20 protein-coding genes and 1 pseudogene are annotated in these 22,680 nt (G+C 69.7%); 8 read left to right on the plus strand and 13 right to left on the minus strand.

What is annotated here, in order from left to right; all coding sequences use genetic code 11:
* The 6 genes and pseudogenes from ABT009_RS30700 to ABT009_RS30725 form a co-directional block, all read left to right on the plus strand.
* A pseudogene (locus ABT009_RS30700) lies at positions 1 to 135 on the plus strand (sulfate adenylyltransferase subunit CysD); the annotation flags it as partial.
* 2 nt (positions 136 to 137) lie between these two features.
* The gene (locus ABT009_RS30705; protein WP_351302125.1) at positions 138 to 1,487 is read left to right on the plus strand and encodes a sulfate adenylyltransferase subunit 1; all 1,350 of its coding nucleotides are present in this window, start codon (positions 138 to 140) and stop codon (positions 1,485 to 1,487) included.
* 232 nt (positions 1,488 to 1,719) lie between these two features.
* On the plus strand, positions 1,720 to 2,832 hold the full coding sequence (locus ABT009_RS30710) for an aliphatic sulfonate ABC transporter substrate-binding protein (RefSeq protein WP_351302128.1): 1,113 nt from the start codon (positions 1,720 to 1,722) through the stop codon (positions 2,830 to 2,832).
* Between the two features lie 44 nt (positions 2,833 to 2,876).
* Positions 2,877 to 3,668, plus strand: coding sequence for an ABC transporter ATP-binding protein (locus ABT009_RS30715; protein ID WP_351302426.1), 792 nt, complete (start codon positions 2,877 to 2,879; stop codon positions 3,666 to 3,668).
* Positions 3,655 to 4,605 carry an ABC transporter permease gene (locus ABT009_RS30720; RefSeq protein ID WP_351302131.1) on the plus strand — a complete coding sequence of 317 codons (951 nt, stop codon included), beginning with the start codon at positions 3,655 to 3,657 and terminating at the stop codon, positions 4,603 to 4,605. The genes ABT009_RS30715 and ABT009_RS30720 overlap by 14 nt, the downstream gene beginning before the upstream one ends.
* A gap of 16 nt (positions 4,606 to 4,621) precedes the next feature.
* The gene (locus ABT009_RS30725; RefSeq protein ID WP_351302134.1) at positions 4,622 to 5,437 is read left to right on the plus strand and encodes a sirohydrochlorin chelatase; all 816 of its coding nucleotides are present in this window, start codon (positions 4,622 to 4,624) and stop codon (positions 5,435 to 5,437) included.
* A 32-nt stretch (positions 5,438 to 5,469) separates the two neighbouring features.
* On the opposite strand, the gene ABT009_RS30730 is transcribed toward ABT009_RS30725, so the two are convergent.
* From ABT009_RS30730 to ABT009_RS30750, 5 genes are all read right to left on the minus strand, one after another.
* Positions 5,470 to 6,099 carry a mycothiol-dependent nitroreductase Rv2466c family protein gene (locus ABT009_RS30730; RefSeq protein WP_351302137.1) on the minus strand — a complete coding sequence of 210 codons (630 nt, stop codon included), beginning with the start codon at positions 6,097 to 6,099 and terminating at the stop codon, positions 5,470 to 5,472.
* Positions 6,096 to 7,172 carry a ketopantoate reductase family protein gene (locus ABT009_RS30735; RefSeq protein WP_351302140.1) on the minus strand — a complete coding sequence of 359 codons (1,077 nt, stop codon included), beginning with the start codon at positions 7,170 to 7,172 and terminating at the stop codon, positions 6,096 to 6,098. Before ABT009_RS30735 ends, ABT009_RS30730 begins: the two co-directional genes overlap by 4 nt.
* A 62-nt stretch (positions 7,173 to 7,234) precedes the next feature.
* On the minus strand, positions 7,235 to 7,618 hold the full coding sequence (locus ABT009_RS30740; protein WP_351302142.1) for a nuclear transport factor 2 family protein: 384 nt from the start codon (positions 7,616 to 7,618) through the stop codon (positions 7,235 to 7,237).
* Entirely contained in the window at positions 7,611 to 8,159 is a 549-nt protein-coding gene (locus ABT009_RS30745; protein ID WP_351302143.1) for a DUF1697 domain-containing protein, read from the minus strand. The genes ABT009_RS30740 and ABT009_RS30745 overlap by 8 nt, the downstream gene beginning before the upstream one ends.
* A gap of 63 nt (positions 8,160 to 8,222) precedes the next feature.
* On the minus strand, positions 8,223 to 9,431 hold the full coding sequence (locus tag ABT009_RS30750) for a S8 family peptidase (protein ID WP_351302145.1): 1,209 nt from the start codon (positions 9,429 to 9,431) through the stop codon (positions 8,223 to 8,225).
* 495 nt (positions 9,432 to 9,926) lie between these two features.
* Here ABT009_RS30750 and ABT009_RS30755 point away from each other — a divergent pair, with 495 nt between their 5' ends.
* Positions 9,927 to 12,194 (plus strand): MMPL family transporter, encoded by a 2,268-nt coding sequence (locus ABT009_RS30755; RefSeq protein WP_351302148.1) that lies wholly within the window; start codon positions 9,927 to 9,929, stop codon positions 12,192 to 12,194.
* Positions 12,195 to 12,279: 85 nt separating this feature from the next.
* Here ABT009_RS30755 and ABT009_RS30760 read toward each other — a convergent pair whose 3' ends face one another.
* The 5 genes from ABT009_RS30760 to ABT009_RS30780 form a co-directional block, all read right to left on the minus strand.
* Positions 12,280 to 13,356 (minus strand): CDP-alcohol phosphatidyltransferase family protein, encoded by a 1,077-nt coding sequence (locus tag ABT009_RS30760; protein WP_351302151.1) that lies wholly within the window; start codon positions 13,354 to 13,356, stop codon positions 12,280 to 12,282.
* Positions 13,357 to 13,640: 284 nt separating this feature from the next.
* The gene (gene erm, locus ABT009_RS30765) at positions 13,641 to 14,420 is read right to left on the minus strand and encodes an ErmE/ErmH/ErmO/ErmR family 23S rRNA (adenine(2058)-N(6))-methyltransferase (protein WP_351302154.1); all 780 of its coding nucleotides are present in this window, start codon (positions 14,418 to 14,420) and stop codon (positions 13,641 to 13,643) included.
* Positions 14,421 to 14,912: 492 nt separating this feature from the next.
* The gene (locus tag ABT009_RS30770; protein ID WP_351302156.1) at positions 14,913 to 16,229 is read right to left on the minus strand and encodes an ABC transporter substrate-binding protein; all 1,317 of its coding nucleotides are present in this window, start codon (positions 16,227 to 16,229) and stop codon (positions 14,913 to 14,915) included.
* Positions 16,229 to 17,065, minus strand: a complete 837-nt coding sequence (locus tag ABT009_RS30775; RefSeq protein ID WP_351302429.1) for a carbohydrate ABC transporter permease — start codon at positions 17,063 to 17,065, stop codon at positions 16,229 to 16,231. The genes ABT009_RS30770 and ABT009_RS30775 overlap by 1 nt, the downstream gene beginning before the upstream one ends.
* Before the next feature lie 2 nt (positions 17,066 to 17,067).
* A complete protein-coding gene (locus ABT009_RS30780; RefSeq protein WP_351302159.1) occupies positions 17,068 to 18,003 on the minus strand; it encodes a carbohydrate ABC transporter permease in 936 nt (311 codons plus the stop codon).
* A 203-nt stretch (positions 18,004 to 18,206) separates the two neighbouring features.
* Between ABT009_RS30780 and ABT009_RS30785 the strand changes: the two genes are divergently transcribed.
* Positions 18,207 to 19,070 carry a phosphotransferase enzyme family protein gene (locus ABT009_RS30785; RefSeq protein WP_351302432.1) on the plus strand — a complete coding sequence of 288 codons (864 nt, stop codon included), beginning with the start codon at positions 18,207 to 18,209 and terminating at the stop codon, positions 19,068 to 19,070.
* A gap of 31 nt (positions 19,071 to 19,101) precedes the next feature.
* Here ABT009_RS30785 and ABT009_RS30790 read toward each other — a convergent pair whose 3' ends face one another.
* The 3 genes from ABT009_RS30790 to ABT009_RS30800 form a co-directional block, all read right to left on the minus strand.
* Positions 19,102 to 19,824, minus strand: a complete 723-nt coding sequence (locus tag ABT009_RS30790; protein ID WP_351302162.1) for a 3'-5' exonuclease — start codon at positions 19,822 to 19,824, stop codon at positions 19,102 to 19,104.
* Between the two features lie 166 nt (positions 19,825 to 19,990).
* Positions 19,991 to 21,241: a DUF5919 domain-containing protein gene (locus ABT009_RS30795; RefSeq protein ID WP_351302165.1), complete on the minus strand. Its 1,251-nt coding sequence runs from the start codon at positions 21,239 to 21,241 to the stop codon at positions 19,991 to 19,993.
* Positions 21,242 to 21,344: 103 nt separating this feature from the next.
* Positions 21,345 to 22,652 (minus strand): copper amine oxidase, encoded by a 1,308-nt coding sequence (locus ABT009_RS30800; protein ID WP_351302167.1) that lies wholly within the window; start codon positions 22,650 to 22,652, stop codon positions 21,345 to 21,347.
* Positions 22,653 to 22,680 lie beyond the last annotated feature (28 nt).

Consider the following 22,680-nt stretch of genomic DNA (forward strand, 5'->3'; position numbering starts at 1 on the left):
TCCGACGCCACCACGCTCGACGCCGTGATCGCCGAGATCGCCGCATCCCGCCTCACCGAACGGGGCGCGACCCGCGCCGACGACAAGCTCTCCGAAGCCGCGATGGAAGACCGCAAGCGCGAGGGGTACTTCTAGACATGACCAGCACCACCAGCACCTCGGAGCAGCTCGCCGGTCTGTCGGAGACCACGCTGCTGCGCTTCGCGACGGCCGGTTCCGTGGACGACGGCAAGTCGACCCTCGTCGGCCGTCTGCTGCACGACTCGAAGTCGGTCCTCGCCGACCAGCTCGAGGCCGTCGAGCGCGCCTCCGCCAGCCGTGGCCAGGAGGGCCCGGACCTGGCGCTGCTCACTGACGGCCTGCGCGCCGAGCGGGAGCAGGGCATCACCATCGACGTCGCCTACCGCTACTTCGCCACGCCCCGGCGCCGGTTCATCCTTGCCGACACCCCCGGCCACGTGCAGTACACCCGCAACATGGTGACGGGTGCCTCCACGGCCGAACTGACGGTCATCCTTGTGGACGCGCGCAACGGCGTCGTCGAGCAGACCCGCCGCCACGCCGCCATCGCCGCCCTCCTCCGCGTCCCCCACGTCGTCCTCGCCGTCAACAAGATGGACCTCGTCGACTACCAGGAGAGCGTGTTCGCGGCCATCGCCCAGGAGTTCACGGCGTACGCGACCGAGCTCGGCGTCCCCGAGGTCACCGCGATCCCGATCTCGGCGCTCGCCGGGGACAACGTCGTGGAACCGTCCGCGAACATGGACTGGTACGGCGGCCCGACCGTGCTCGAGCACCTGGAGACCGTCCCGGTCAGCCACGACCTCGCGCACTGCCACGCCCGCCTCCCCGTGCAGTACGTGATCCGCCCGCAGAGCGCCGAGCACCCCGACTACCGGGGCTACGCGGGTCAGATCGCGGCCGGCACGTTCCGCGTCGGCGACGACGTGACCATCCTGCCGTCCGGCCGTAAGTCGAAGATCTCCGGCATCGACCTGCTCGGCAAGCCGGTCGACGTGGCCTGGACGACCCAGTCGGTGACCGTCCTGCTGGAGGACGACATCGACATCTCGCGCGGCGACCTGATCGTGCCGAGCAAGGACGCGCCCGCGACCACGCAGGACGTCGACGCGACCGTCTGCCACGTCGCGGACCAGCCGCTCACCGTCGGCCACCGCGTGCTGCTCAAGCACGGCACCCGCACCGTCAAGGCGATCGTCAAGGACATCCCGTCCCGGCTGACGCTCGACGACCTGTCCCTGCACCCGCATCCGGGACTGCTCGTCGCCAACGACATCGGCCGCGTCACGATCCGTACCGCGGAGCCGCTGCCGCTCGACTCGTACGCCGACTCCCGCCGCACCGGCTCGTTCATCCTGATCGACCCGGCCGACGGCACCACGCTCACCGCGGGCATGGTCGGCGAGTCCTTCGCCTCGCCGGACCCGGTCAAGGACGAGGCCGACGACGACGGGTGGGACTTCTAGTCATGACCATCACCGACATCTTCTCGACGTTCGCGAAGGAGGGCGGCCGCGTCGGCAGCGGCGCCCTCGGCAGCGGGCAGGGCGGAGTGGCGCGATGTGCGCGATGACGTACGCGCACTGCCTGCGCGCCCCGTCCCCCCACCTGCCGTCCCAGAAGAGACGAAGACCTGCCGACCTCCCGGCCACGACCTGAGAGACCGTGACCGCCGGGCCAACGAGAGGAAAGCCTCCCGTGCCTGCCACTCGCTCCACCGCCGTACGCCGCGGCCTCGCCGTCATAGCAGCCCTGCCCCTTCTCGCCCTTGCCGCCTGCGGTTACGGCTCCGAGGCGAAGGACGACAGCTCGAAGGCCAACGTCGCCTCCGACGCCAAGAAGATCGACGGCCTCGACTCCGTCAAGATCGGCTACTTCGGCAACCTGACCCACGCCACCGCCCTGGTCGGCAACCAGAAGGGCTTCTTCCAGAAGGAGCTCGGCGGTACGGAGGCCAAGTACTCCGTCTTCAACGCGGGCCCCTCGGAGATCGAGGCGCTCAACGCCGGCTCCATCGACATCGGCTGGATCGGCCCCTCCCCCGCGATCAACGGCTACACCAAGTCCGACGGCAAGAGCCTGCGCATCATCGGCGGTTCGGCTTCCGGCGGTGTGAAGCTCGTCGTCAACCCGAAGAAGATCAAGTCCCTGAAGGACGTCAAGGGCAAGAAGATCGCCACCCCGCAGCTGGGCAACACCCAGGACGTGGCGTTCCTCAACTGGATCGCCGACCAGGGCTGGAAGGTCGACGCGCAGAGCGGCGCGGGCGATGTGTCCGTGGTCCGCACCGACAACAAGGTCACGCCGGACGCCTACAAGTCGGGTTCCATCGACGGCGCCTGGGTGCCGGAGCCGACCGCGTCCAAGCTGGTCGCCGAGGGCGGCAAGGTGCTGCTCGACGAGTCGACGCTGTGGCCCGACAAGAAGTTCGTGATCACGAACATCATCGTGTCGCAGAAGTTCCTCAAGGAGCACCCGAAGGCCGTCGAAGCCGTGCTGAAGGCCTCCGTCGAGACCAACAAGTGGATCAACGCCAACCCCGACGAGGCGAAGGCGGCGGCGAACGCCCAGCTCAAGGTGGACTCCGGCAAGGAGCTGCCGGCCGACGTGCTCGACCCGGCGTGGAAGTCCATCCAGATCACCAACGACCCGCTGGCGTCCACCCTCAACACCGAGGCGGAGCACGCGGTGAAGGCCGGTCTGCTGGAGAAGCCGAACCTGAGCGGCATCTACGACCTGACGATCCTCAACAAGGTCCTGAAGGCCGAGGGCGAGTCCGAGGTCGACGACGCCGGTCTCGGCGTCAAGTAAAGCCGTAGTCCCGTAGTCCCGTGAGTTCCCAGGAGGTGACGACCATGGCCACCACCCTCGCCAAGGCCGCCGACAGCGACGCCCCAGCGGTGGACCACGCCGCCCGGATCGAGCACGTCTCGAAGTCCTTCGCAGGCCCGACCGGGCAGCAGCTCGTCCTGGACGACATCACACTCGATGTCGCGCCGGGCGAGTTCGTCACCCTCCTGGGGGCCTCGGGGTGCGGTAAGTCAACGCTGCTCAATCTCGTCGCCGGCCTCGACAGGCCGACTGCGGGCAGCATCAGCACGGACGGCCGTCCCGCGCTGATGTTCCAGGAGCACGCCCTCTTCCCGTGGCTGACCGCGGGCAAGAACATCGAGCTCGCCCTGAAGCTGCGGGGCGTGCCGAAGTCCGAGCGCCGCGAGCGGGCGGAGGAGCTCCTTGAGCTCGTACGGCTGAAGGGCGCGTACGGCAAGCGCGTCCACGAGCTGTCGGGCGGTATGCGCCAGCGCGTCGCGCTGGCCCGCGCGCTGGGCCAGGACAGCAAGTTGCTGCTGATGGACGAGCCGTTCGCCGCGCTCGACGCCATCACCCGCGACGTCCTGCACGACGAACTGACCCGTATCTGGCGCGAGACGAACCTGTCGGTGCTGTTCGTGACGCACAACGTGCGCGAGGCGGTGCGGCTCGCGCAGCGCGTCGTCCTGCTGTCGTCGCGGCCCGGGCGGGTGGCCCGCGAGTGGCGCGTCGACATCCCGCAGCCGCGCCGCATCGAGGACTCCGCCGTTGCGGAGCTGTCCGTCGAGATCACCGAAGAACTGCGTGGGGAGATCCGCCGTCATGGCCAGCACTGAGACGTCCGTCGACAAGGCCGAGCCGGTCGACGAAGCCGAGAAGCTGGCCAGGGAGGCCGGCAGGACCGGCCGGGACCACCACGACCTGGCCGGTCTCGAGGCCGGCCTCGACGCACTGGAGACGGTCCACTCGAGCCGTACTCCCCTGCGTGAGACTCTGCTCCGGAAGGTGCTGCCGCCGGTCGTGGCCGTTGCGCTGGTCGTGGTGGTGTGGCAGGCACTGGTGTCGTTCAAGGTCGTCGACGACCCAAGCAAGCTGCCCTCGCCGGGCGCTGTGTGGGGCGAGGTGACCGACGCCTGGGCGCAGGGCACGCTCCTCGGCTACATCTGGACCAGCATCTCCCGCGGCCTGCTCGGCTTCCTGATGGCACTGGCGATCGGCACGCCGCTCGGACTGCTCGTGGCCCGCGTGAAGTTCGTGCGCGCGGCGATCGGCCCGATCCTGTCCGGCCTGCAGTCGCTGCCGTCGGTGGCGTGGGTGCCCCCGGCGGTCCTCTGGCTGGGCCTGGACAACAAGATGATGTACGCGGTGATCCTGCTCGGCGCAGTCCCCTCGATCGCCAACGGCCTCGTCTCCGGCATCGACCAGGTGCCGCCGCTGTTCCTGCGGGCGGGCCGCACGCTGGGCGCGACCGGCCTGCGCGGGACCTGGCACATCGTCATGCCGGCCGCGCTCCCCGGCTATCTGGCCGGCCTGAAGCAGGGCTGGGCCTTCTCCTGGCGCTCGCTGATGGCCGCGGAGATCATCGCGTCCTCGCCCGACCTGGGCGTGGGCCTCGGACAGCTCCTGGAGAACGGCCGCAACACCAGCTCGATGTCGATGGTCTTCCTCGCCATCCTCCTCATCCTGATCGTCGGTATCGCCATCGACCTGCTGATCTTCAGCCCGCTGGAGCGGTCGGTGCTGCGCAGCCGCGGTCTGCTCGTGAAGAGCTGATCGAGAGCTGACTTCCATGCCCAACCCGGTCCTCCTCGTCATCGCCCACGGCAGCCGCGACCCGCGGCACGCGGCGACCGTGCACGCCCTCGTACGGCGGGTGCGGTCGCTGCGGCCCGGCCTGCGCGTGGAGACCGGCTTCCTGGACTTCAACATCCCGTCGGTGACGGGCGTGCTGGAGTCCCTGGCGGCGGAGGGAGTACGCGACGTCGTCGCCCTCCCCCTGCTGCTGACCCGCGCCTTCCACGCGAAGGCGGACATCCCGGCAGTGCTCCGGGAGGCCCCGCCGCAGCTGCGCATACACCAGGCCGAGGTGCTGGGCCCCTCCCCGCTGCTCCTCTCGGCCCTCGAACGACGCCTGTACGAGGCCGGGCTGACGCCTGCGACTGCATTCTCCCGGGGGGCAACCCCCGTACCCCCGGCCGACAACCCTGCCTGGCGGCGTGAGATCGACCGGATGAAGTCCTCGACCGGCGTCGTACTGGCCTCGGCGGGATCCACAGACCCGGAGGCGATCGCAGTGATCGCTGAAATCGCGCGGGAGTGGCGGCACACCGGTTGGTGCGCCGTGCGACCTGCGTTCGCCTCCGCATCCCTTCCACGCACGGAGGACGCGGTACGCGAGCTGCGCGCTCTCGGCTGCGCCCGCGTCGCCGTCGCGCCGTACGTCCTCGCCCCCGGCTTCCTGCCGGACCGCATCGCACGGGGCGCGGCCGAGGCGGACGCCGACGTCCTGGCGGATGTCCTGGGCCCGACACCGGAGGTGGCGCGGGTGGTGCTGGAACGATACGACGAGGCACGGGTGCCGGTGCTGACGGCGCTGGGGGCCTGACGCGCTTCCGGTTTTCGTAGACGAGGTCGGTCTCAGTCGAAGCTCAGGCTGCCCATGCGCGTCCGCTTCAGCTCGAAGAGGTCGGGGTGGGCGGCGAGGATGCGGAAGCTGTCGAAGATGCGGGCCGCCTCTGCTCCGCGTGGGATGGCCCTGAGCACAGGTCCGAACCACACGGTTCCGTCGACGTGAATGGTGGGGGTGCCCACATAGCCGTCTGCCTCCGGGTCCTTGCCGGCATCGTGGCTGCGGCGCACGGCCTCGTCGTACGCCGGGTCGTGCGCCGCCTTGGCCAGGCCCGCGGGCAGCCCGAGTTCGGCCAGGGCCTGGGCTACGACCTCGTCGAAGTCGTCGCTCTTCTGTTCGTGGATACGGGTGCCGAACGCCGTGTAGAGGTCTCGCAGTACCTCCTCGCCGTGCTGCTCCGCCGCGGCGGCCGCGACCCGGACGGGGCCGATCGACCGGTCGACCAAGTCCCGGTACCCGTCCGGGAGTTCGTTGCCGATGTTGTGCAGGTAGAGGCTCATGACGTGGAAGCGGAGGTCGAGATCGCGTTCGCGCTCGACCTCCAGCAGCCAGCGGGAGGTGATCCAGGCGAAGGGGCAGGCGGGGTCGAAGTAGAAGTCGACGCGGGTGGTGAGGTCATCCGTCAGGTCATCCGTCACGCCTCTGACGCTACCGAGCCAGTGGCTCCCGCCGGTGGTCCACTTATGCCGCCTTCCATTGGGCCACCTTGGTTCGGGGCGCTGAGGAGTCGCCCTAGCTGATCCACTGTCATCGACCCCGCCTCCCTCCGCTCCCGCGCAAAGGCGTTCGCAAGGTGCTGCAGAGTGTCGTTCAGAGGTGTCGGTACGCCGTGCAGGCGGCCCAGCAGGGCGATCTCACCGTTGAGGTAGTCGGCCTCGATGGTGCCGGTGCCGCGGGTCAGGGACTGCCAGGAGGAGCCGCCGCCGCGCTCGGAGCCGTCGAGGGGTTCCAGCCGGATCTTGTCGCCGCGGGTCTCCTTCTCCTCCGCGGCGTCGGCGTACGGGATGCCCGCCGCGGCCAGTACGGCCTCACCCTCCGCCCGTACCCGCCGGAGCAGGGCCAAGCCCTCCTCGCCGGCCACCGGCCCGGTCAGGGCCTCGACGGCGTTCGCGAGATTGGAGAGCAGCTTGGCGTACTTCCAGCGCATCACATCCGGCACGACCGGGGCCTCGAACCGGGACTTCTCCAGGTCGGCGGCGATACGGCTCGCGGTCTCGTCGGTGCCCGACGGGTAGCGGCCGATGTGCAGGATGCCGGTGAGCGGGGTCCCGGCCGCCGAGACCGATCCGGGTTCGAGATACGTGGCGGGCAGCCATACGCACATGCCGTACACCCGGCGGAAGCGGCGCAGCGCCAGGCGTTCGCTCTCCACGCCGTTCTGGGCGCAGACCAGCGGGAGGCGTTCCGCGGCCGTGCCGCCGCCGGCGACCGGGCGGGCGCTCCAGGTCTCGAGGGCCGCCGTGCTGTCCTGTGTCTTCACGGCGAGGATCAGTACGTCGTCGGCTCGGAGTTCGCCGAGCGGTGCGGGGCCGCCGACGACGGGCAGGCGGTGTGTGTGCAGGCCGTCGGGCGTCGCGAGCCGCAGGCCGGTGTCGCGCAGCGCCGCGTAGTGGGCACCGCGGGCGACGAGCACCACCTCGTGGCCCGCCTCTGCCAACCGGCCGCCGATGGCGCCGCCGATCGCTCCTGCTCCGATGATGATGTAACGCATGTGGTCGAGCCTCGCACAGTCGTGTGCAGCGGCGATTACGGCACCGATAAGCGGCCGGAGCGTCAGCCCGCCGGCTTCTCGTCCCCGTCGAACGGCGTCGCCTGGTGGAAGTACAGCCGCCAGCTTCCCTCGGTGTACCGCCACAGGGAACTGCGGTGTGCCCGCCTGCCGTTGTAGTCGGTGTCGAAGGTGAGGTGGACGACGTCCGGGGCGAGCTGGACGCCCTTCATGCGGGAGATGGTGAAGGGGCGTACGCGAGGTTCCGAATCGCCGGTCAGGGTCTCCATGATCGAAGCCCGGTCCCAGCGTCGTCCCGAGGCGCCGAACTCGGTGAACTCGGGGTGCAGAAGCGCACCGAGCCGCGTGGGCGAGCGGCGCACCTCGGCGTCGAGGAGGCTCAGTTCTCTCTCGATGGCGGCGTCGACGGCGTGGTTGCGTTCAGGCACCGGTCAACTCCACGAGTTTGGTGACGGTGTTCCAGTTCCGGGTGGTGGCGACGATTCCCTTCAGCGGGCGGCGGCGCGACAGGGCTTCCGCGAGCTTGGAGCGGCCGAGGCCGTCCGGCGCGTAGAGGTAGAGGGCGCGTTCGCCGAGGCGGAACTCCTCCGGCAGATAGGCGGCCTGGTCGATCTCCGCGAACCGTTCGGGGCCCACCTGCTCGGAGAAGTAGGTGACGTGCAGCTGCTTGGCCTCCAGGGACGCGGCGGGGAAGGGGCAGGCGTCGGCGACCCTGCGCAGATACGTTCCTCCCCGCACCAGGCAGTCGACGGTGAAGCCGAACCGATCCGCTATGGCCTTCTCCAGCGCGCCGGCGACGGCCTGTTCGTCATCCGAGTCGCTGGTGAAGACGGCGTTCCCGCTCTGCAGATAGGTGCGTACATCGCGGTGGCCGAGTCCCTCGATGACCGTGCGCAGCTCGGCCATGGGGAGCTTCTTGTTACCGCCTACGTTGATCCCGCGCAGCAGCGCCGCATACGTCGTTGTCACCCACACACGATAATGCGGCCGCCGTGCCCCGTGGGGGTGGGCACGGCGACCGCGGTACGGAGGCTATTCGACGATCTTGAGCAGCTTGTTCGCGGTGCCCTCGGTCGCGTTGGAGATCGCGTCCGGGGTCGCGCCGTCGGTCAGGGCCTGGGCGACCTGGGCCGGCGTGGCGTCGGGGTGGCCGGCGAGGTAGACGGCGGCGGCGCCCGTGACATGCGGGGTCGCCATCGACGTACCGGAGATCGTGTTGGTGGCGTCGTCGCCGGTGTTCCAGTCGGAGGTGATGTCCGAACCGGGGGCGTAGATGTCCACCGCCGAGCCGTAGTTGGAGAAGGAGGACTGCTCGTCGTCCTTGGTGGAGGAGGCGACGGTGATGGCCTCGGGGACCCGGGCCGGGGAGCCCTCGCTCGCGTCGGTGGACTCGTTGCCGGCCGCCACGGCGAAGGTGACGCCGGACGCGATGGCCTTCTGCACGGCCGCGTCGAGCGCCTCGTCGACGCCGCCGCCGAGGCTCATGTTGGCGACGGACGGGCCCTGGTGGTTCGCCGTGACCCAGTCGATGCCCGCGACGACCTGCTCTGTGGTGCCGGAGCCGTCGTCGTCGAGGACGCGCACGGCGACGATCTTCGCCTTCTTGGCCACACCGTGCGCCTCACCCGCGATGGTGCCCGCGACGTGGGTGCCGTGGCCGTTGCCGTCGTCGGCGCTGTCGTCGTTGTCGATCGCGTCGAAGCCGTACGAGGCGCGGCCCCCGAAGTCCTTGTGGCTGATGCGGACGCCGGTGTCGATGACGTACGCGGTGACGCCCTCGCCGGCGCTGTCCGGGTAGGTGTACGCGCCGTCGCCCGCGGTCTCGGTCTGGTCGATGCGGTCCAGGCCCCACGACGGCGGGTTCTGCTGGGTGGCGTCGATGTGGAACTTCTTGTTCTGGACGACCTTCGAGACAGCCGGGTCGGCGGCCAGGTGCTTGGCCTCTGTCCCGGTCAGGCCGGAGGCGGAGAAGCCGTTGACGGCGGAGGAGTAGTTGCGCTTCAGGGTGCCGCCGTACTCCTTGGCGAGGTCCTGCTTCGCTCCTTTGCTCGTCTTCTCGTCGAGCATGACGATGTAGCTGCCGGCGACGGCGCCCTGGGCGTCGGCGCCGTAGACCTTGCCCTCTGCCGGGGTGGCGGCGCCCGCGAAGGAACCGGCGAAGACGGACACGCCCACTGCGGTGGCAGCGGTGGCTATGGCCGCGGTCAGCTTCATCGAGCGTGTGCGCTTGTGAGTTGCCATGAAGAGGGGTCTCCTCGTGGTTTTTGTGGGGGGAATTGTGGGGGGTTGCCGGGCGATGCCTCGGGTCGGCGCCGACACCTCGTCAGGTCGGCCGACGACCGTGTTGCCGTCAGCATTCCGGCATCAACGCCCGTAGATCCGGAAGATCTCCGGGTGTTGGCACGAAACACTGGCGGATTGACGCGGTCAGATCAAGGCCTTCATACACCTGTGATCCGTTCAACAAGGCTTCGCAATAACAAATCGGCACGGGTGCGGCAGACCGGACAGCCATAGGGCCGGCGGGACGAGGCCCCGAGGGCGCTGCCCCGGAACCCCTATAGATGTAAGGGACTTGTGTCCTTCCTGACGGTGAGGGGGCGCCCGTCCAGAGGGATGACGGAGCGTCGTCGCGGTTCACCGGACAGCACGACGAGACGCTCCACGGCGGCTCATAAGTTCTGTGTGAAGGCGGCGGCGCGGGGTCGTCGCCGCACACGAGGGGGCCGTTACGTCATGGGGAACGCACACACACGGGTCCGGGGCGTCGCCGCCCGGGCGGGCGGCTGGAGCGCCCGGCACCGATGGGCGGCGGTCGGCATCTGGGTCCTGTTCGTCGTCCTGGCGATAGGGCTCGGCTCGGCCCTGGGCACGGTCCAGGTCAAGGACAGCGACCAGCTCAAGGGCGAGACCAGCCAGGCCGCGCACATCATCGAGGACACCGGGATCGAGGAGCCGGCCGGTGAGACCGTGCTCGTCCAGGCGAAGGCCGACGGCACCAAGGCGACGGACGCGGAGTTCCGGGACGCCGTCGACGCGGTGATCAAGGCCGTGGAGGCCACCGGCAAGGTGACGGACGTGACCTCGCCGTACGACACGCAGACCATCTCGAAGGACGGCCGCAGCGCGCTCGTGCAGTTCGACATGCGCGGCGACGCCGAGACCGCGGGCGACCGGGTCGAGCCGGTGCTGAAGGCCGTCGAGGGTGTGCAGAAGGACCACGACGGGCTGCGGATAGAGGAGATCGGCAGCGCCAGCATGAACAAGACGTTCGACGACGCCTTCGGTAAGGACTTCCAGCGGGCCGAGTACTCGGCCGTACCGGTCGCGCTGGGCATTCTGCTGATCGCGTTCGGCGCGGTGGTGGCGGCCCTGTTGCCGGTGGCGCTGGCCATCACCGCGATCATGGCGACGATGGGCCTGATGGGCGTCGTCAGCCATCTGGTGCCGATGAGCGACACCGCCAGCTCCGTGATGCTGCTGGTCGGTCTTGCAGTCGGCGTCGACTACTGCCTGTTCTATCTGCGGCGGGAGCGCGAGGAGCGCGCGGCCGGCCGGGATCCGCAGACCGCGCTGCGCATCGCGGCGGCGACGAGCGGCCGGGCTGTGATCGTCTCGGGTGTCACGGTGTGCGTGGCCATGGCGGGCATGCTGTTCACGGGGCTTGCCGAGTTCGAGGCGATGGGCCTTGCCTCGCTGATGGTCGTCGCGGTCGCGATGGTGGGTTCGGTCACGGTGCTGCCCGCTCTGCTGTCGCTGCTCGGTGAGCGCGTCGAGAGGGGCCGCATTCCGTTCCTGCACCCGGACAAGCGGCGGAACCGGGCCGGTGGTTCGGGCAACGGAGAGAGCAGGTTCTGGAAGCGGGTGCTGGGCGTCGTCCTCGCCAGGCCGGCGATCTCACTGGTCGTGGCGGCAGGCGCGCTGCTGGCGGTCGCGGCACCCGCGGTCGGCATGAAGACCCAGAACCTCACCCTGGACCAGGAGTTCGGCGACTCGCTGCCGATCGTGGCGACGTACAACCGGGTCAACGAGGCCTTCCCGGGCGGCTCGGAACCGGCCGAGGTGGTCGTCAAGGCCGACGACATCAACGCACCCGACGTGCAGGCCGCGCTCACCGACTTCCGCGAGCAGGCGGTGAGTTCGGGCGCCTCGCGCGGCCCGGTCGAAATCAAGGTGCACGATGCGCAGAACATCGCCTTCGTGTACGTACCGCTGGTCGGCGGCTCCGACCTGGACAAGGCGGAGAAGAGCCTCGACGTCATCCGCGACGAGGTGCGGCCCGCCACGCTCGGCAAGGTCGACGGGCTCGAGGCCCCCGTGACCGGTCAGGTCGCCGGTTCGAAGGACTTCAACGACCAGCTGGTCGGCTCGGTGACCCCGGTCTTCGCCTTCGTCGTGGTCTTCGCCTTCCTGCTGATGCTGCTGTCGTTCCGCTCGCTGACGATCGCGATCACCTCGATCGTCCTCAACCTGCTCTCGGTCGGCGCGGCCTACGGCATCCTGGTCGCCGTCTTCCAGCACGGCTGGGGCGCCTCGCTCGTCGGCGCCGAGGGCGTGGGCGCGATCATCACCTGGCTGCCGCTGTTCCTGTTCGTGATCCTGTTCGGTCTGTCGATGGACTACCACGTGTTCGTGGTCTCGCGGATCCGCGAGGCACGGATGCGGGGGCGCACCACGAAGGACGCGATCACCCACGGTGTGGTGACCACGGCCGGCGTGGTGACCAGCGCGGCGGTCATCATGGTCGCGGTGTTCGCGATCTTCGGAACGCTGTCCATGCAGTCCATGAAGCAGATGGGCGTCGGCCTGGCGGCCGCGGTGCTCATCGACGCGACGATCATCCGGGGCGTGCTGCTGCCGGCGGTGATGGCGCTGCTCGGCGAGCGCAACTGGTACCTGCCGAAGTGGCTGCACCGGCTGCCGGACCTGACGCATGACGAGTCGCCGACCGTCCCTGCTCCGGGGGCACCGCCCGCGGTCGAGGGCGAGAAGGTCGGGGTCTGACGGCGGTGATGCGGCCGCGGTGAGGACGGCGGTACGGGGCCGGGGGTGCACACCCCCGGCCCCGTTACCGCGCCGTTCAGGTCGGTCACGCTGCCGTGGAGAGCTTGTCCTCCTCGAAGGAGGCGATGGTCCGGCTGAAGTCGCGAGTGGAGAGCAGAAGCTTGTAGATGATGGCGAGTTCGAAGACCAGCAGGAGCGCGCCGGAAATGATCGTTGCGGGGATCACCGCGTCGCACAGCGGGCCGATGATGAAGACGCCCATCTGGAACTCGATGCCGCTGATCAGGTGGGTGCGGATGCGGTGACGCAGCAGGAAGGAACGCAATCGCAGATACGCGGGGAAGCGGTGCCGGAACTCCTGGTGGAGGTCGATGACCTGGGCCTTGGGCTGTTCGGGAAGCCCGGCTTGTTCGGGAATTCCGGCCTGTTCGGGAATCCCGCGCTGCTGGGGAATCCCGATGTTCTCGGGGTGCGCGGTCACAGTCGCGATCGCTGTCGGAGTCGCGATTTCGGTCCCGGATTCGGCGCGCGGGTCCTGCGCGCGGAGCGACGCCAGATCCTGTTCGACGTCGGCTTCCGGGTTGTCGCGGAGCAGGTCCTCCATGAAGGCGACGCCCGCCTCGTCCTCGCTGCGCCGCGCCTGGCGTATTCGCGCCTTGATCTGCTTCCGCATGGTGTGCCGCGTCTTGAAGATCTCCAGCGAGTTGATGTAGCGCAGGCCGTCGAGGCAGACCACGGCCACCGCCAGCCAGATGTACCGCAGATCGCCGGTGCGCTCGTACTGGCCCGCCATCAGGGCGATGGCGCAGGCGATCACGCGGATGCGGTCGAAGATGTAGTCGAGCCACGCACCGAACACCGAGCCCTGACCGGTGAGCCGGGCGACCTTGCCGTCCATGCAGTCGAGGACGAAGCTCAGGTGGTAGACGATCGCCCCGGCGATCAGCCAGCGCCAGTCGCCCACGGCGAAGCATCCGGCGGCACCGAGTCCCAACAGCAGCGCACCCCAGGTGATCTGGTTCGGGGTGATCCTGGTGCGCAGGGCGACCTGTCTCACGAGCGGCGTGGCGACCGGGTCGACGAGCAGCACGGTCCACCACGCGTCCCGCTTCTTCTGCGTGAGGCGGCGCACCTCGGTGAGTGGCGGAATGTCAGAGCGCATGCATCGGCCAACTTCCTGGCGTTCGACTGAAGTTCGTTTCACGTTAGGAAGCCGGTAAGAGAAGGAACAAGAAGGTGCCTGTGCAACCTTTCTCGGGGGTAACGGGTCGAAGAGAACAGACCGGGTCCATGGCGGTCGAGGGCATGGCCTGCGTTATCCGAGCGTTATCGAATGACCCGACCGTTATCGAATGTGCGCTATCGCTTCACCGCCGCTGTGCAACCAAAGCGGCGCACCTGCCGTACCGCCGCGAAAGCCGCAGGTGGCCGGTGTCCGGGTGGCACTCATCGGGCGAGTGCTGCGTGGAGCGCGAGCCACTGCCCGGGCGGCACCTCGCCGACGAGCACCCGCGGATCGAGGCGCGCGGCACGGAATGCCGCGTCCACGCGGCGCCTCGGATACGCCTGACGCAGCGAGGCGTGCAGAGAGCCGCCGACCCCCGAGAAGCCCAGCTCGACCAGGTGCCGCCAGCTCGGATACGCGTCCGGCGCCACCAGCGGTGCCCGGCGGCGTTCGATGCGTACGATCCCGGCGTCGACGCGCGGCACCGGCCTGAACCGCGTCCGGCCGACCCGGCCGACCAGCCGCCACTCGTATCGGGGCCAGCTTCGGATCGTCACCAGTGTCCAACTCCCGTAGTCGCCGGTGCGTTTGCGGGCGTACTCGAGCTGGGTGAGGAGGGTGGCGTCGGTGAGGGCGGGGGCGCGCAGGCACCAGTCGACGATGGCCGCGGTGCGTGAGAACGGCACGTTCCCGACGACGGAGAAGGGCGTCCGCGGGGGGCGCCCGGCGAGGAAGTCCCCGCCGATGACGCGCACGTGGGGCGTGCCGGCGAACCGGTCGCGCAGCACGGGCACCAGCCGCGGGTCGATCTCATAGGCGACAAGTTCCCGGCAGCGGCGGGCGAGCATCTCGGTCAAAGCTCCCTTTCCCGCGCCGACTTCGAGCAGCAGACCTGCTTGGTGCGGGCGCGGGACGGCGAGACGGGCGATGCGGTCGGCGGTGGCGCGGTCGGCGAGGAAGTTCTGCGAGAGCGCGCGGGAAACGTGCGTGGGGCGGGCCATGGCCTGCGGTCCTTGTCTTCCGTGAAGGGCGTACGGGCAGACGAAGGCCCCGACCGGAGACAGGAGGAGGACGCGCACGGCGGGCACGCGTCGCGTCGGATGCGTGCACGCTCAAGGCGTACGGGAGAGAAGGGGTGCCGCTGCGGTGGAACCGTCAGCGGGCGTTGCTCCCCGGGCCGGTCAGGGCACCGGGGCCGCGGCGCAGCCGGATGAAGTGCGTGCAGCCCCGGCCGTGACCGGAGTTGATGATCGCGTTGAATGCTGCCACGACCGGCACGCTAGGCGAGACCGGTCGAGGCCGACAACAGGTTTTTTTCGTCCCGGCGGCCACGACAGTCGCGGCCGTCACCAGTCCGGCCGGCCGTCATGAGTCGCGGCGGTCACGAATCGCGGGCGTCATGAGTCGCGGCGGTCACGAATCGCGGGCGTCACGAATCGCGGCAATCGCGAATCGCGGCCGTCACGAGCGTTCAGCGGCTGATGAAGCATTCATCAGCGCTGGTAGCGCGCCAGCACGAGATTCCCGTCCTCGACGAGCCGTTCGCGCAGCTCGTCCAGTGTGATCGCCCCGCTGTAGTACTCCTGGAACGCGGGCGTGGCCACCTTGTCCTTCCACTCGGGGTATCCGCGGACCGACTGCGCGGGTGCCGAGCGGAGGTGCTCGGCGAGTGCCGTGCCGGTCGCCCAGTCGTACTTGTCGGTGTGCAGCGCCGGGTCCTCCAGTGCTTTCCTCCCCGTGGGCAGCATCCAGTCGCCGAGCGCCAGCCGCACCATGTTCTCCGGTCGGAGGAGGAAATCGATGAACTCGGCCGCCTCCTTCTTGTGCGGGCTGTCCTCGGCGATCGACAGCGTCTGCGGGCTCACGCCCTGGGTGAGCCCGTCGGCTCCGGCGGGGGCGGGCAGCACCTGCCAGTCGAAGCCCTTGGGCGCCTGCTGCACGATCTGCTGCCGGTAGGAGAACCCGAGCGGGACCATCGCGTACTTGCCGCCGAAGAACCCTGGCAGCGTGTCGGAGCCGCCCATGCCGAGTGTCGTGCCGGACGCGCTCCTGTCGGTGGCCACCTGGTCGTGGACCGTGCGCGGCACCACCTCGTCGGCTGCGTCGAAGCGGACCTCGACCTTGCCGTCCGCGCCGCGGTGGAAGATCCGCCCGCCGGCCGAGAGCGACAGGTTGAGCGTCGCCGACACGGGTTCCTTCAGCGGCCAGGCGACGCCGTACTTGCCGTCGCCGCTCAGCTCCTTGGCGACCTGCCGGAACTCCTCCCAGCTCCAGGGCTTCTCGGGCGTGGGTATGCGTACGCCGGACTCCTTGAGCCATTTGGCGTTGGCGATCAGGACGCGCGGCTCCTGCAGGAACGGCACGCCATAGATGCCGTCGCCGAACGTCGCCGTCTCCCAGCTGCGGGCCGGGATGTCCTCCTTCAGCCGCTGGGGCAGCAGATCGCGCAGGTCGGCGAGATATCCGCCGTACGCGAAGTCAGCGAGGTCGTCGGAGGCGTCATGGATGATGTCCGGCGCCTCGCCGCCCTCGAAGGACGTGAGCAGCTGGTCGTGGACACTGTCCCAGCTGCCCTGGACGTACTCGACCCGCACGTCCGGGTGGGCGGCGTTCCACTCCTTCACCAGCTCCTTGTTGGCCTCGACGGACTCCTTCTGCCAGGCCAGCGACTGGAAGCGGAGCGTGATCCTCCCGCCGGAGCCGGAACCGGAACTGGAACCGGAGTCGGATTCGCCGCTGTCGCCCGTGCATCCGGTCAGCAGCAGTCCGAAGACGGCTGCGAGGGCGGTCAGGACCATTCGGGTACGCATCAGCTCTTCACCGCCCCGGCGAGCATGCCGCTCGTGATCCGCTTCTGGATGATCGCGAAGACGACGAGGGAAGGAAGCGTCGCCAGGAAGGCAGCCGCCGCGAGCGGGCCGAGGTCGGCGACGCCCTCCGCGCCGATGAAGTGCGTGAGGACGACCGGCAGGGTCTGTTTCTCCGGCGTCTTGAGCAGGACGAGCGCGAAGAAGAACTCGTTCCATGCGCTGATGAACGCGAACAGCGCGGTCGCCACAAGACCGGGCGCGAGGAGCGGCGCGACGACGGACGCGAGGGTGCGCACCTTGCCCGCCCCGTCGACGGCAGCCGCCTCCTCCAGCTCGGCCGGTACGGCGCGTACGTACCCGACGAGCATCCACAGCGCGAACGGCAGCGCCCAGACCACGTACACCATGATCAGTCCGGGCACGGAGTTGATCAGCCGCAGATTCTTCAGCACCAGGAACAGCGGGATGATCACCAGGACGAACGGGAACGCCTGGCTGACCACGACCCAGCCGGTCGCGGCCCTCGCCAGCAGGGTCCTGCGACGGGCCATGACATACGCCATGGGGGTCGCGATGACCACGGCGATCAGTGCGGCCCCGAGCGCGGCTACCAGGGAGTTGAGCGCCGCGCCGAGCAGTGGCTGCTCGTCGAAGGCCTGCCGGAAGTTCGCGAGCGTCGGGTCCTTCGGGATCCAGGTCGGATGCAGACTCGCCAGCTCCCGCGGCGGCTTGAAGGCCGTCGAGACCAGCCACAGGAACGGGAAGGCGAGGAACACGAGATACGCGAGGAGCGCGACGTACTGTCCCGCGCGAGCGGGCCGACTGGTCCGGAGCATGCTCACCGCTGGTCGCCTCCCCTCAGCCGCCCCACGAGATGGACTGCCAGGACGAGCGAGATCACGGCGACCATCACGCAGCCCATCGCCGCGGCATAACCGAACTGGCCGTAGCGGAATGCCTCTTCGTAGGCGAAAAGCATCGGCAGCCGCGTACGGCCGCCGGGGCCCCCGCTGGTCAGTACGTAGACCAGCGCGAACGAGTTGAAGTTCCAGATCAGATTGAGCGCCGTGACGGCCAGCGCCACCGGTCGGAGGGCCGGCCAGGTGACCGTGCGGAAGCGGCGCCAGGCGCCCGCGCCGTCCATGGCCGCCGCCTCGTGCAGCTCACGTGGGGTGTTCTGCAGCCCGGCGAGCAGCACCACCGTGGTCTGCGGCATGCCCGCCCAGACGCCGACGACGATCACGGCGGGCAGGGCGGTCGCGAGGCCAGTGAGCCAGTCCCGTCCGTCACCGAGGCCGAGGTCGCGGAGGGTCTCGTTGAGGATGCCCGCGTCCGGGTTGTAGACGAGGCGCCACATGATGCCGACGACGACCTCGGGCATCGCCCAGGGGATGATCGCGAGCGCCCGCGCCAGCCAGCGCAGCCGGAGATCCTGGTTCAGCAGCAGCGCAAGCCCCAGCGCGAGCAGGAATTGCGGGACGGTGACTCCGACCGCCCATAAGAGCCCGATGCGGAACGACTCCCAGAACAGCGTGTCGTGCAGCAGGTCGCTGAAGTTGAGCAGCCCGATCCACTGGGTGGGTGCGGTGCGGCCCGACTGGGCGTCGGTGAAGGCCAGCGCGATGCCGTACAGCAGCGGGCCGACGCTGAGCACCAGAATGGGTAACAGCGCGGGCAGCACCAGGAACCAGGCACCGTGCTCCGTCGGGCGCCGGTCGCTGCCGGGTCCGGGTGCGCGCTTCGTTGACCGCGCCGTTGCGGTCGCCAAGGTCACGGAAATCGGCTCCTTTGGGCGGCTCGTACGGTCCGGATGCGGTTCTGCTGCGGTCCGGCCGCCCACGCGGCCTCCGTCATCGTGGGGGCGGACCCCTGTGCCGTCAAGGCACTGCGCAGTCCCTTCTCGGCCCTTCTCACCGGTCTCTACCTGTGCAAATGCGAGACTGGCGGGCGTACGGCGTGATCGAGTGGAGGCGGATGATGGACGAGGCCCGGGCGCGGGACGTGCTGGCGGCGGCGGGCGTACTGCCGGATGCGGCACCCGACGCGGAACTGCTCGCCCTGGGCGAGAACGCGGTGTTCGCCGCCAGTGGCCTGGTGGTCAAGGTGAGCCGCAGCGCCGAACTCCTCGACCGGGCGCGGCGCGAGCTGCGCATCGCGGGCTGGCTCGCGGAGGCAGGCGTACCGGCGGTGCGGGCCGCAGAACCCGATCCCCTCCTGGTCGACGGCCATCCGGTGACGGTGTGGCACCGCATCCCGGTGGCGCTCCGGCCCGCCGAGCCCTGCGATCTGGCCGAACTGCTACGAGTGGTGCACGCACTTCCCTCCCCCTCCTTCGCGTTGCCGCGCCGCGAGCTGCTCGGCGGCGTCGAGCGCTGGCTGCGGCTCGCGGGCGACGCGATCGATCCGGCCGACGCGGCGTATCTGCGCGAGCGCCGCGACGGCTTCGCGGCCGCCGCTGCCGCGCTGAAGCCGCATCTGCCGCCCGGCCCGATCCACGGCGACGCGCTCCCCCGCAACGTGCATGTCGGCCCCGACGGCCCGGTCCTGGTGGACCTGGAGACGTTCTCCTCCGATCTGCGCGAACACGACCTGGTGGTCATGGCCCTGACCCACGACCGCTACGGCCTGCCGGACGACGCGTACAAGGCCTTCACGGACGCGTACGGCTGGGACGTGCGCGAGTGGGAGGGCTGTGGCGTGCTGCGCGGCGCCCGCGAGACGGCGAGCTGCGCATGGGTCGCGCAGCACGCACCCACGAACCCGAAGGCGCTGGCCGAATTCCAGCGCCGGGTCGCGTCGTTGCGGGACGGGGACGAGACGGTGCGGTGGTATCCGTTCTGACGGACCCCCGGCGCGCCGGAGATCCCTCGGCTCACACCAAGTCGTCCGCCAGCTCCCGCACGGGCCACGCCCCGTCCACCACCGCCTCCGGGTTCCCCTGTCTGCGCAGGAAGCCCTGGAAATCGGCGGCCCACTCCGCGTACCAACCGATCTGGCGGCGGTGCAGCTCCGCCGGGGCGAGGCCCGCGATCTTCGGGTGGCGGGCGGCTATCGCGCAGGCGAGACGGGCCGCGGCCACGGCGTCCGCCGAGGCGTCATGCGCCGTGTCCAGCGCCACGCCGTACTCCGTGCAGACCGCTTCGAGGTTGCGCTTGCCGCGGCGGTAGCGGTCGACGGACCGGTCGATCGTGTACGGGTCGATGACCGGGGCCGGATCGATGCCGCCGAGGCGGTCGCGCAGCGACGGCAGCCCGTGCCGCCGGAGCTCCGCGGAGAGCAGCGTCAGGTCGAAGGCCGCGTTGTACGCCACGACCGGAACGCCCGTCTTCCAGTACCCCACGAGGACCGTGGCGATGGCGTCGGCGACCTCGTCGGCGGGCCGGCCATCGGCGGCTGCCCGTTCGCTGGTGATCCCGTGCACCGCCACGGCCTCGTCGGGGATCGGGACCCCCGGGTCGGCCAGCCACTCGCGGTGCCCCAGCAGCTGCCCGCTCCTCAGCTCGATCACGGCTCCTGTGACGATGCGCGCCTCGCGCGGGTCCGTCCCGGTCGTCTCCAGGTCGAAGCCGATCAGCAGCTCCCGGTGCCAGCCCATGCGGCCCCTCCTTCGTAGTGCCTTCCCCCAGTGACCATCACGATCGCATCCGCCACTGACAATCAGACGAGCCCGTTCCGCTTCCCCTCGCCGCGGGGAGCCCGCAGGGAGCTCCCAGGGACATCGCAAGGCCGTTCACCACAGGCTCAGAACACCGGCCGCAAGCTCAGGACACCGGCCGCGAATCCACCCACGCCGCCTCGAACTCCTCGCGGTATGTCGTAAAAAGCCCGGTCTCACCCATTTCACCGATCTCGCCCGGCTTGACCACCCGGCCCCCGCCCCGCAGCACCAGCACCGGCGCCTCCATCCCGCGGGTCCTGCGCAGATACGACTGGACGACGGCGATGCCGTCCGAGCCGTCCCCGTCGACCAGATACGCCGTGAAGCGGGGCGTCTCGTCGAAGACCTGGATCTCGAAGGCACCGGGGTCGCGCAGCTTGGCGCGCACCCGCCGCATGTGCAGGATGTTCATCTCGACCGACCGGCTCAACTCGCTCCGCTTGAGGCCGAGTTCGCGTTCGCGTCGCTTCACCGCGCTGGACGCCGGGTTCAGGAACAGCAGCCGCACCCGGCAGCCGGACTCGGCGAGGCGCACGAGGCGCCGGCCGGAGAAGTTCTGCACGAGCAGGTTCAGGCCGATGCCGATCGCATCGAGGCGGCGGGCGCCGCCGAAGATGTCCTCGGCCGGGAACTGCCGCAGCAGCCGCACCCGGTCCGGATGCACGGCGACCACGTCCGCGTACCGGTCGCCGACGAGGTCCTCGACGGCGTCGACGGGCAGCCGGCGCGCGGACGGCACGTCGGAGCCGGCCCCGAGTATGTCGAGCAGGCGGGCGGAGGCGCGTTCGGCCTGGGCGAGGACCGTCTCGGACAGGGCGCGGTTGCGGGACACCACGTTCCGGGTGACCTCGAGCTCGTCCAGGGCGAGTTCGACGTCGCGCCGGTCGTCGAAGTAGGGCTCGAAGCACGGCCAGTGCTGGACCATCAGCTCGCGCAGCTGCGGAAGGGTCAGGAAGGAGAGGATGTTGTCGTCCGCGGGGTCGAGCAAGTACCCCTTGCGGCGGCTGACTTCGCGTACGGCGACGGCGCGCTGCACCCATTCCTGGCCTGCGGGTCCTGCGGCCGCGACGACCCAGTCGTCGCCGTGGACGGGCTCGTAGATGGGACGCAGAACGGCGGCCACGACGGCGCGCAGCCGCTGTTCGACCAGGTTCAGCCAGATGTAGGCGCGCCCGGCTCGCTGTGCGCGCGTACGCACCTCGCTCCAGGCGTCGGCGCCCCAGTCCAGTTCGGGTCCGATCTGAGATCCCATCTCCATCGGCCGCGCCAGGGACACCGCACCCGGTGGGGCGTCCGCGGAGCTCCCCTCGTGACCGCTGTCACCAGGGGGCAGCTCCAGCCCTCCCGAGCTCACCCGTGCACCGCCTTCCGCTCCCCCGAGCACTCCCCCGTTCAACGATCAAGGAAGGGTACTCCGGGAGCGGGTGGCGGTGCAGCCTGATGCACAGGGTCCTTTCTCAACTCCCTTCTTCCGGCTTGCCGTTCTGGCCCGCGAGGTCGGGTGGAGTGAGCGGATTCATAGCCGTCACATCGCGCGGGACCAGCGCGAAGCCCTGCCAGTGGACCGGCATGGGCTGCTGGTCCTCGTCCCGGGCGATGTGGTGGAAGCCGATGTTGACCCAGGTGACCGGGTGCTTGAGGGTCTGGCCGTTCACCCATTTGTCGACACTGGTCGGTACGCCGTCCGCGCAGTTCGGGTTGTCGGACGCGTACTGCTCGCACTTCTTGTACTCGGTGAAGTACACGTCGTGCCTCGTGAAGGAGCGGCCGGAGAACTTGTCGGTGTGGCCGGGCACGATCTCGTAACTGCGCGGGTGGCCGTCCTTGTTCTTGCCGGCGGTGCTGACGATCCGCCACCAGCGCATCGACTTGGCGTCGCCCGCGAGTTCCTTGGTCACCGCCGTCCGGGTAGTCCGCGTCGTCGGCATGCCGTTGCCGCGAGGCGGGGTGACCTTCGAGTCGTACTGCTCGACCCTGGCCTTGGAGGAGCCGTCGAGGCCGAAGTTGAGCCGCCAGAAGACGTTGTGGGTGTGGCTCTCGGCGTAGGCGGTGGCGCCCTTGCCGATGGGCCAGCCGCGGCCGTCGCCGCCGTCGTAGTCGTACGGCGAGAGGCTGCCGGTGGCTCCTTCGTTCGCCGTGATCGTGCCGTCCGAGCCGAACCGCCACTCGGTGATGTACTCGTACCAGGACGCCTTGTTGACCGTGTACACGAGCAGGTCCTTGCCCTGAGCCTGCCAGACCTTGGTGCCCTCGTCGTTGGCGAGGCGGTAGGCGTGGCCACGCGCGCGTGTCGTGGTGCACAGGCCCTTCACATTGCCCATGTCCGGGACCTTGACGGTCTTGATGGTGCCGCCCGGGCACTCGCCGGGCCTGAGGTTCTGCAGCGCCAGACCGAAGTCGGTGCCGGTGACGTCGTCGTACTCCTCCTGGCCGTCGTCGTAGGGCACATGGATCTGCGCAAGGCGCGCGCTGGTGAGCACGGGTATGGGCTTGGACTCGCCCTTGGGCTGGTAGCTGACGTTGTCCAGGACGAGCCCGGAGAGGGTGTTGTAGTGCCAGCACATGCGCCAGGTGGTGCCGCCGTCGAGGGTCTGCTCGATGCGGTAGGCGGCGCTGCAGCCGGGGGCGGCGGCGGGGGCCTCCGGCGCCTGCTCGGGCGCGGCTGAGGCGGGGCCTGCGGCCGTCACGGCGGTGCCGAGAAGCGCGGAGACCGCAACGGCGAGGGCTGCTCGCTTGCGGGCGCGCGACAGTCTGCTGACGGGCATGCGGAATGACTCCTTCGTGGAGGAGAAG

It is taken from the genome of Streptomyces sp. NPDC002896 (genome assembly GCF_040295225.1).
GTDB lineage: Bacteria > Actinomycetota > Actinomycetes > Streptomycetales > Streptomycetaceae > Streptomyces.

Bases quoted from the DNA above. Each gene is read 5' to 3' on its own strand.
- ABT009_RS30800 (WP_351302167.1), bottom strand. From the start codon at position 22,652: ATGCCCGTCAGCAGACTGTCGCGCGCCCGCAAGCGAGCAGCCCTCGCC.
- ABT009_RS30725 (WP_351302134.1), top strand. From the start codon at position 4,622: ATGCCCAACCCGGTCCTCCTCGTCATCGCCCACGGCAGCCGCGACCCG.
- ABT009_RS30775 (WP_351302429.1), bottom strand. From the start codon at position 17,065: ATGCTCCGGACCAGTCGGCCCGCTCGCGCGGGACAGTACGTCGCGCTC.
- ABT009_RS30755 (WP_351302148.1), top strand. From the start codon at position 9,927: ATGGGGAACGCACACACACGGGTCCGGGGCGTCGCCGCCCGGGCGGGC.
- ABT009_RS30790 (WP_351302162.1), bottom strand. From the start codon at position 19,824: ATGGGCTGGCACCGGGAGCTGCTGATCGGCTTCGACCTGGAGACGACC.
- ABT009_RS30750 (WP_351302145.1), bottom strand. From the start codon at position 9,431: ATGGCAACTCACAAGCGCACACGCTCGATGAAGCTGACCGCGGCCATA.
- ABT009_RS30760 (WP_351302151.1), bottom strand. From the start codon at position 13,356: ATGCGCTCTGACATTCCGCCACTCACCGAGGTGCGCCGCCTCACGCAG.
- erm (WP_351302154.1), bottom strand. From the start codon at position 14,420: ATGGCCCGCCCCACGCACGTTTCCCGCGCGCTCTCGCAGAACTTCCTC.
- ABT009_RS30705 (WP_351302125.1), top strand. From the start codon at position 138: ATGACCAGCACCACCAGCACCTCGGAGCAGCTCGCCGGTCTGTCGGAG.
- ABT009_RS30735 (WP_351302140.1), bottom strand. From the start codon at position 7,172: ATGCGTTACATCATCATCGGAGCAGGAGCGATCGGCGGCGCCATCGGC.
- ABT009_RS30720 (WP_351302131.1), top strand. From the start codon at position 3,655: ATGGCCAGCACTGAGACGTCCGTCGACAAGGCCGAGCCGGTCGACGAA.
- ABT009_RS30715 (WP_351302426.1), top strand. From the start codon at position 2,877: ATGGCCACCACCCTCGCCAAGGCCGCCGACAGCGACGCCCCAGCGGTG.
- ABT009_RS30785 (WP_351302432.1), top strand. From the start codon at position 18,207: ATGGACGAGGCCCGGGCGCGGGACGTGCTGGCGGCGGCGGGCGTACTG.
- ABT009_RS30770 (WP_351302156.1), bottom strand. From the start codon at position 16,229: ATGCGTACCCGAATGGTCCTGACCGCCCTCGCAGCCGTCTTCGGACTG.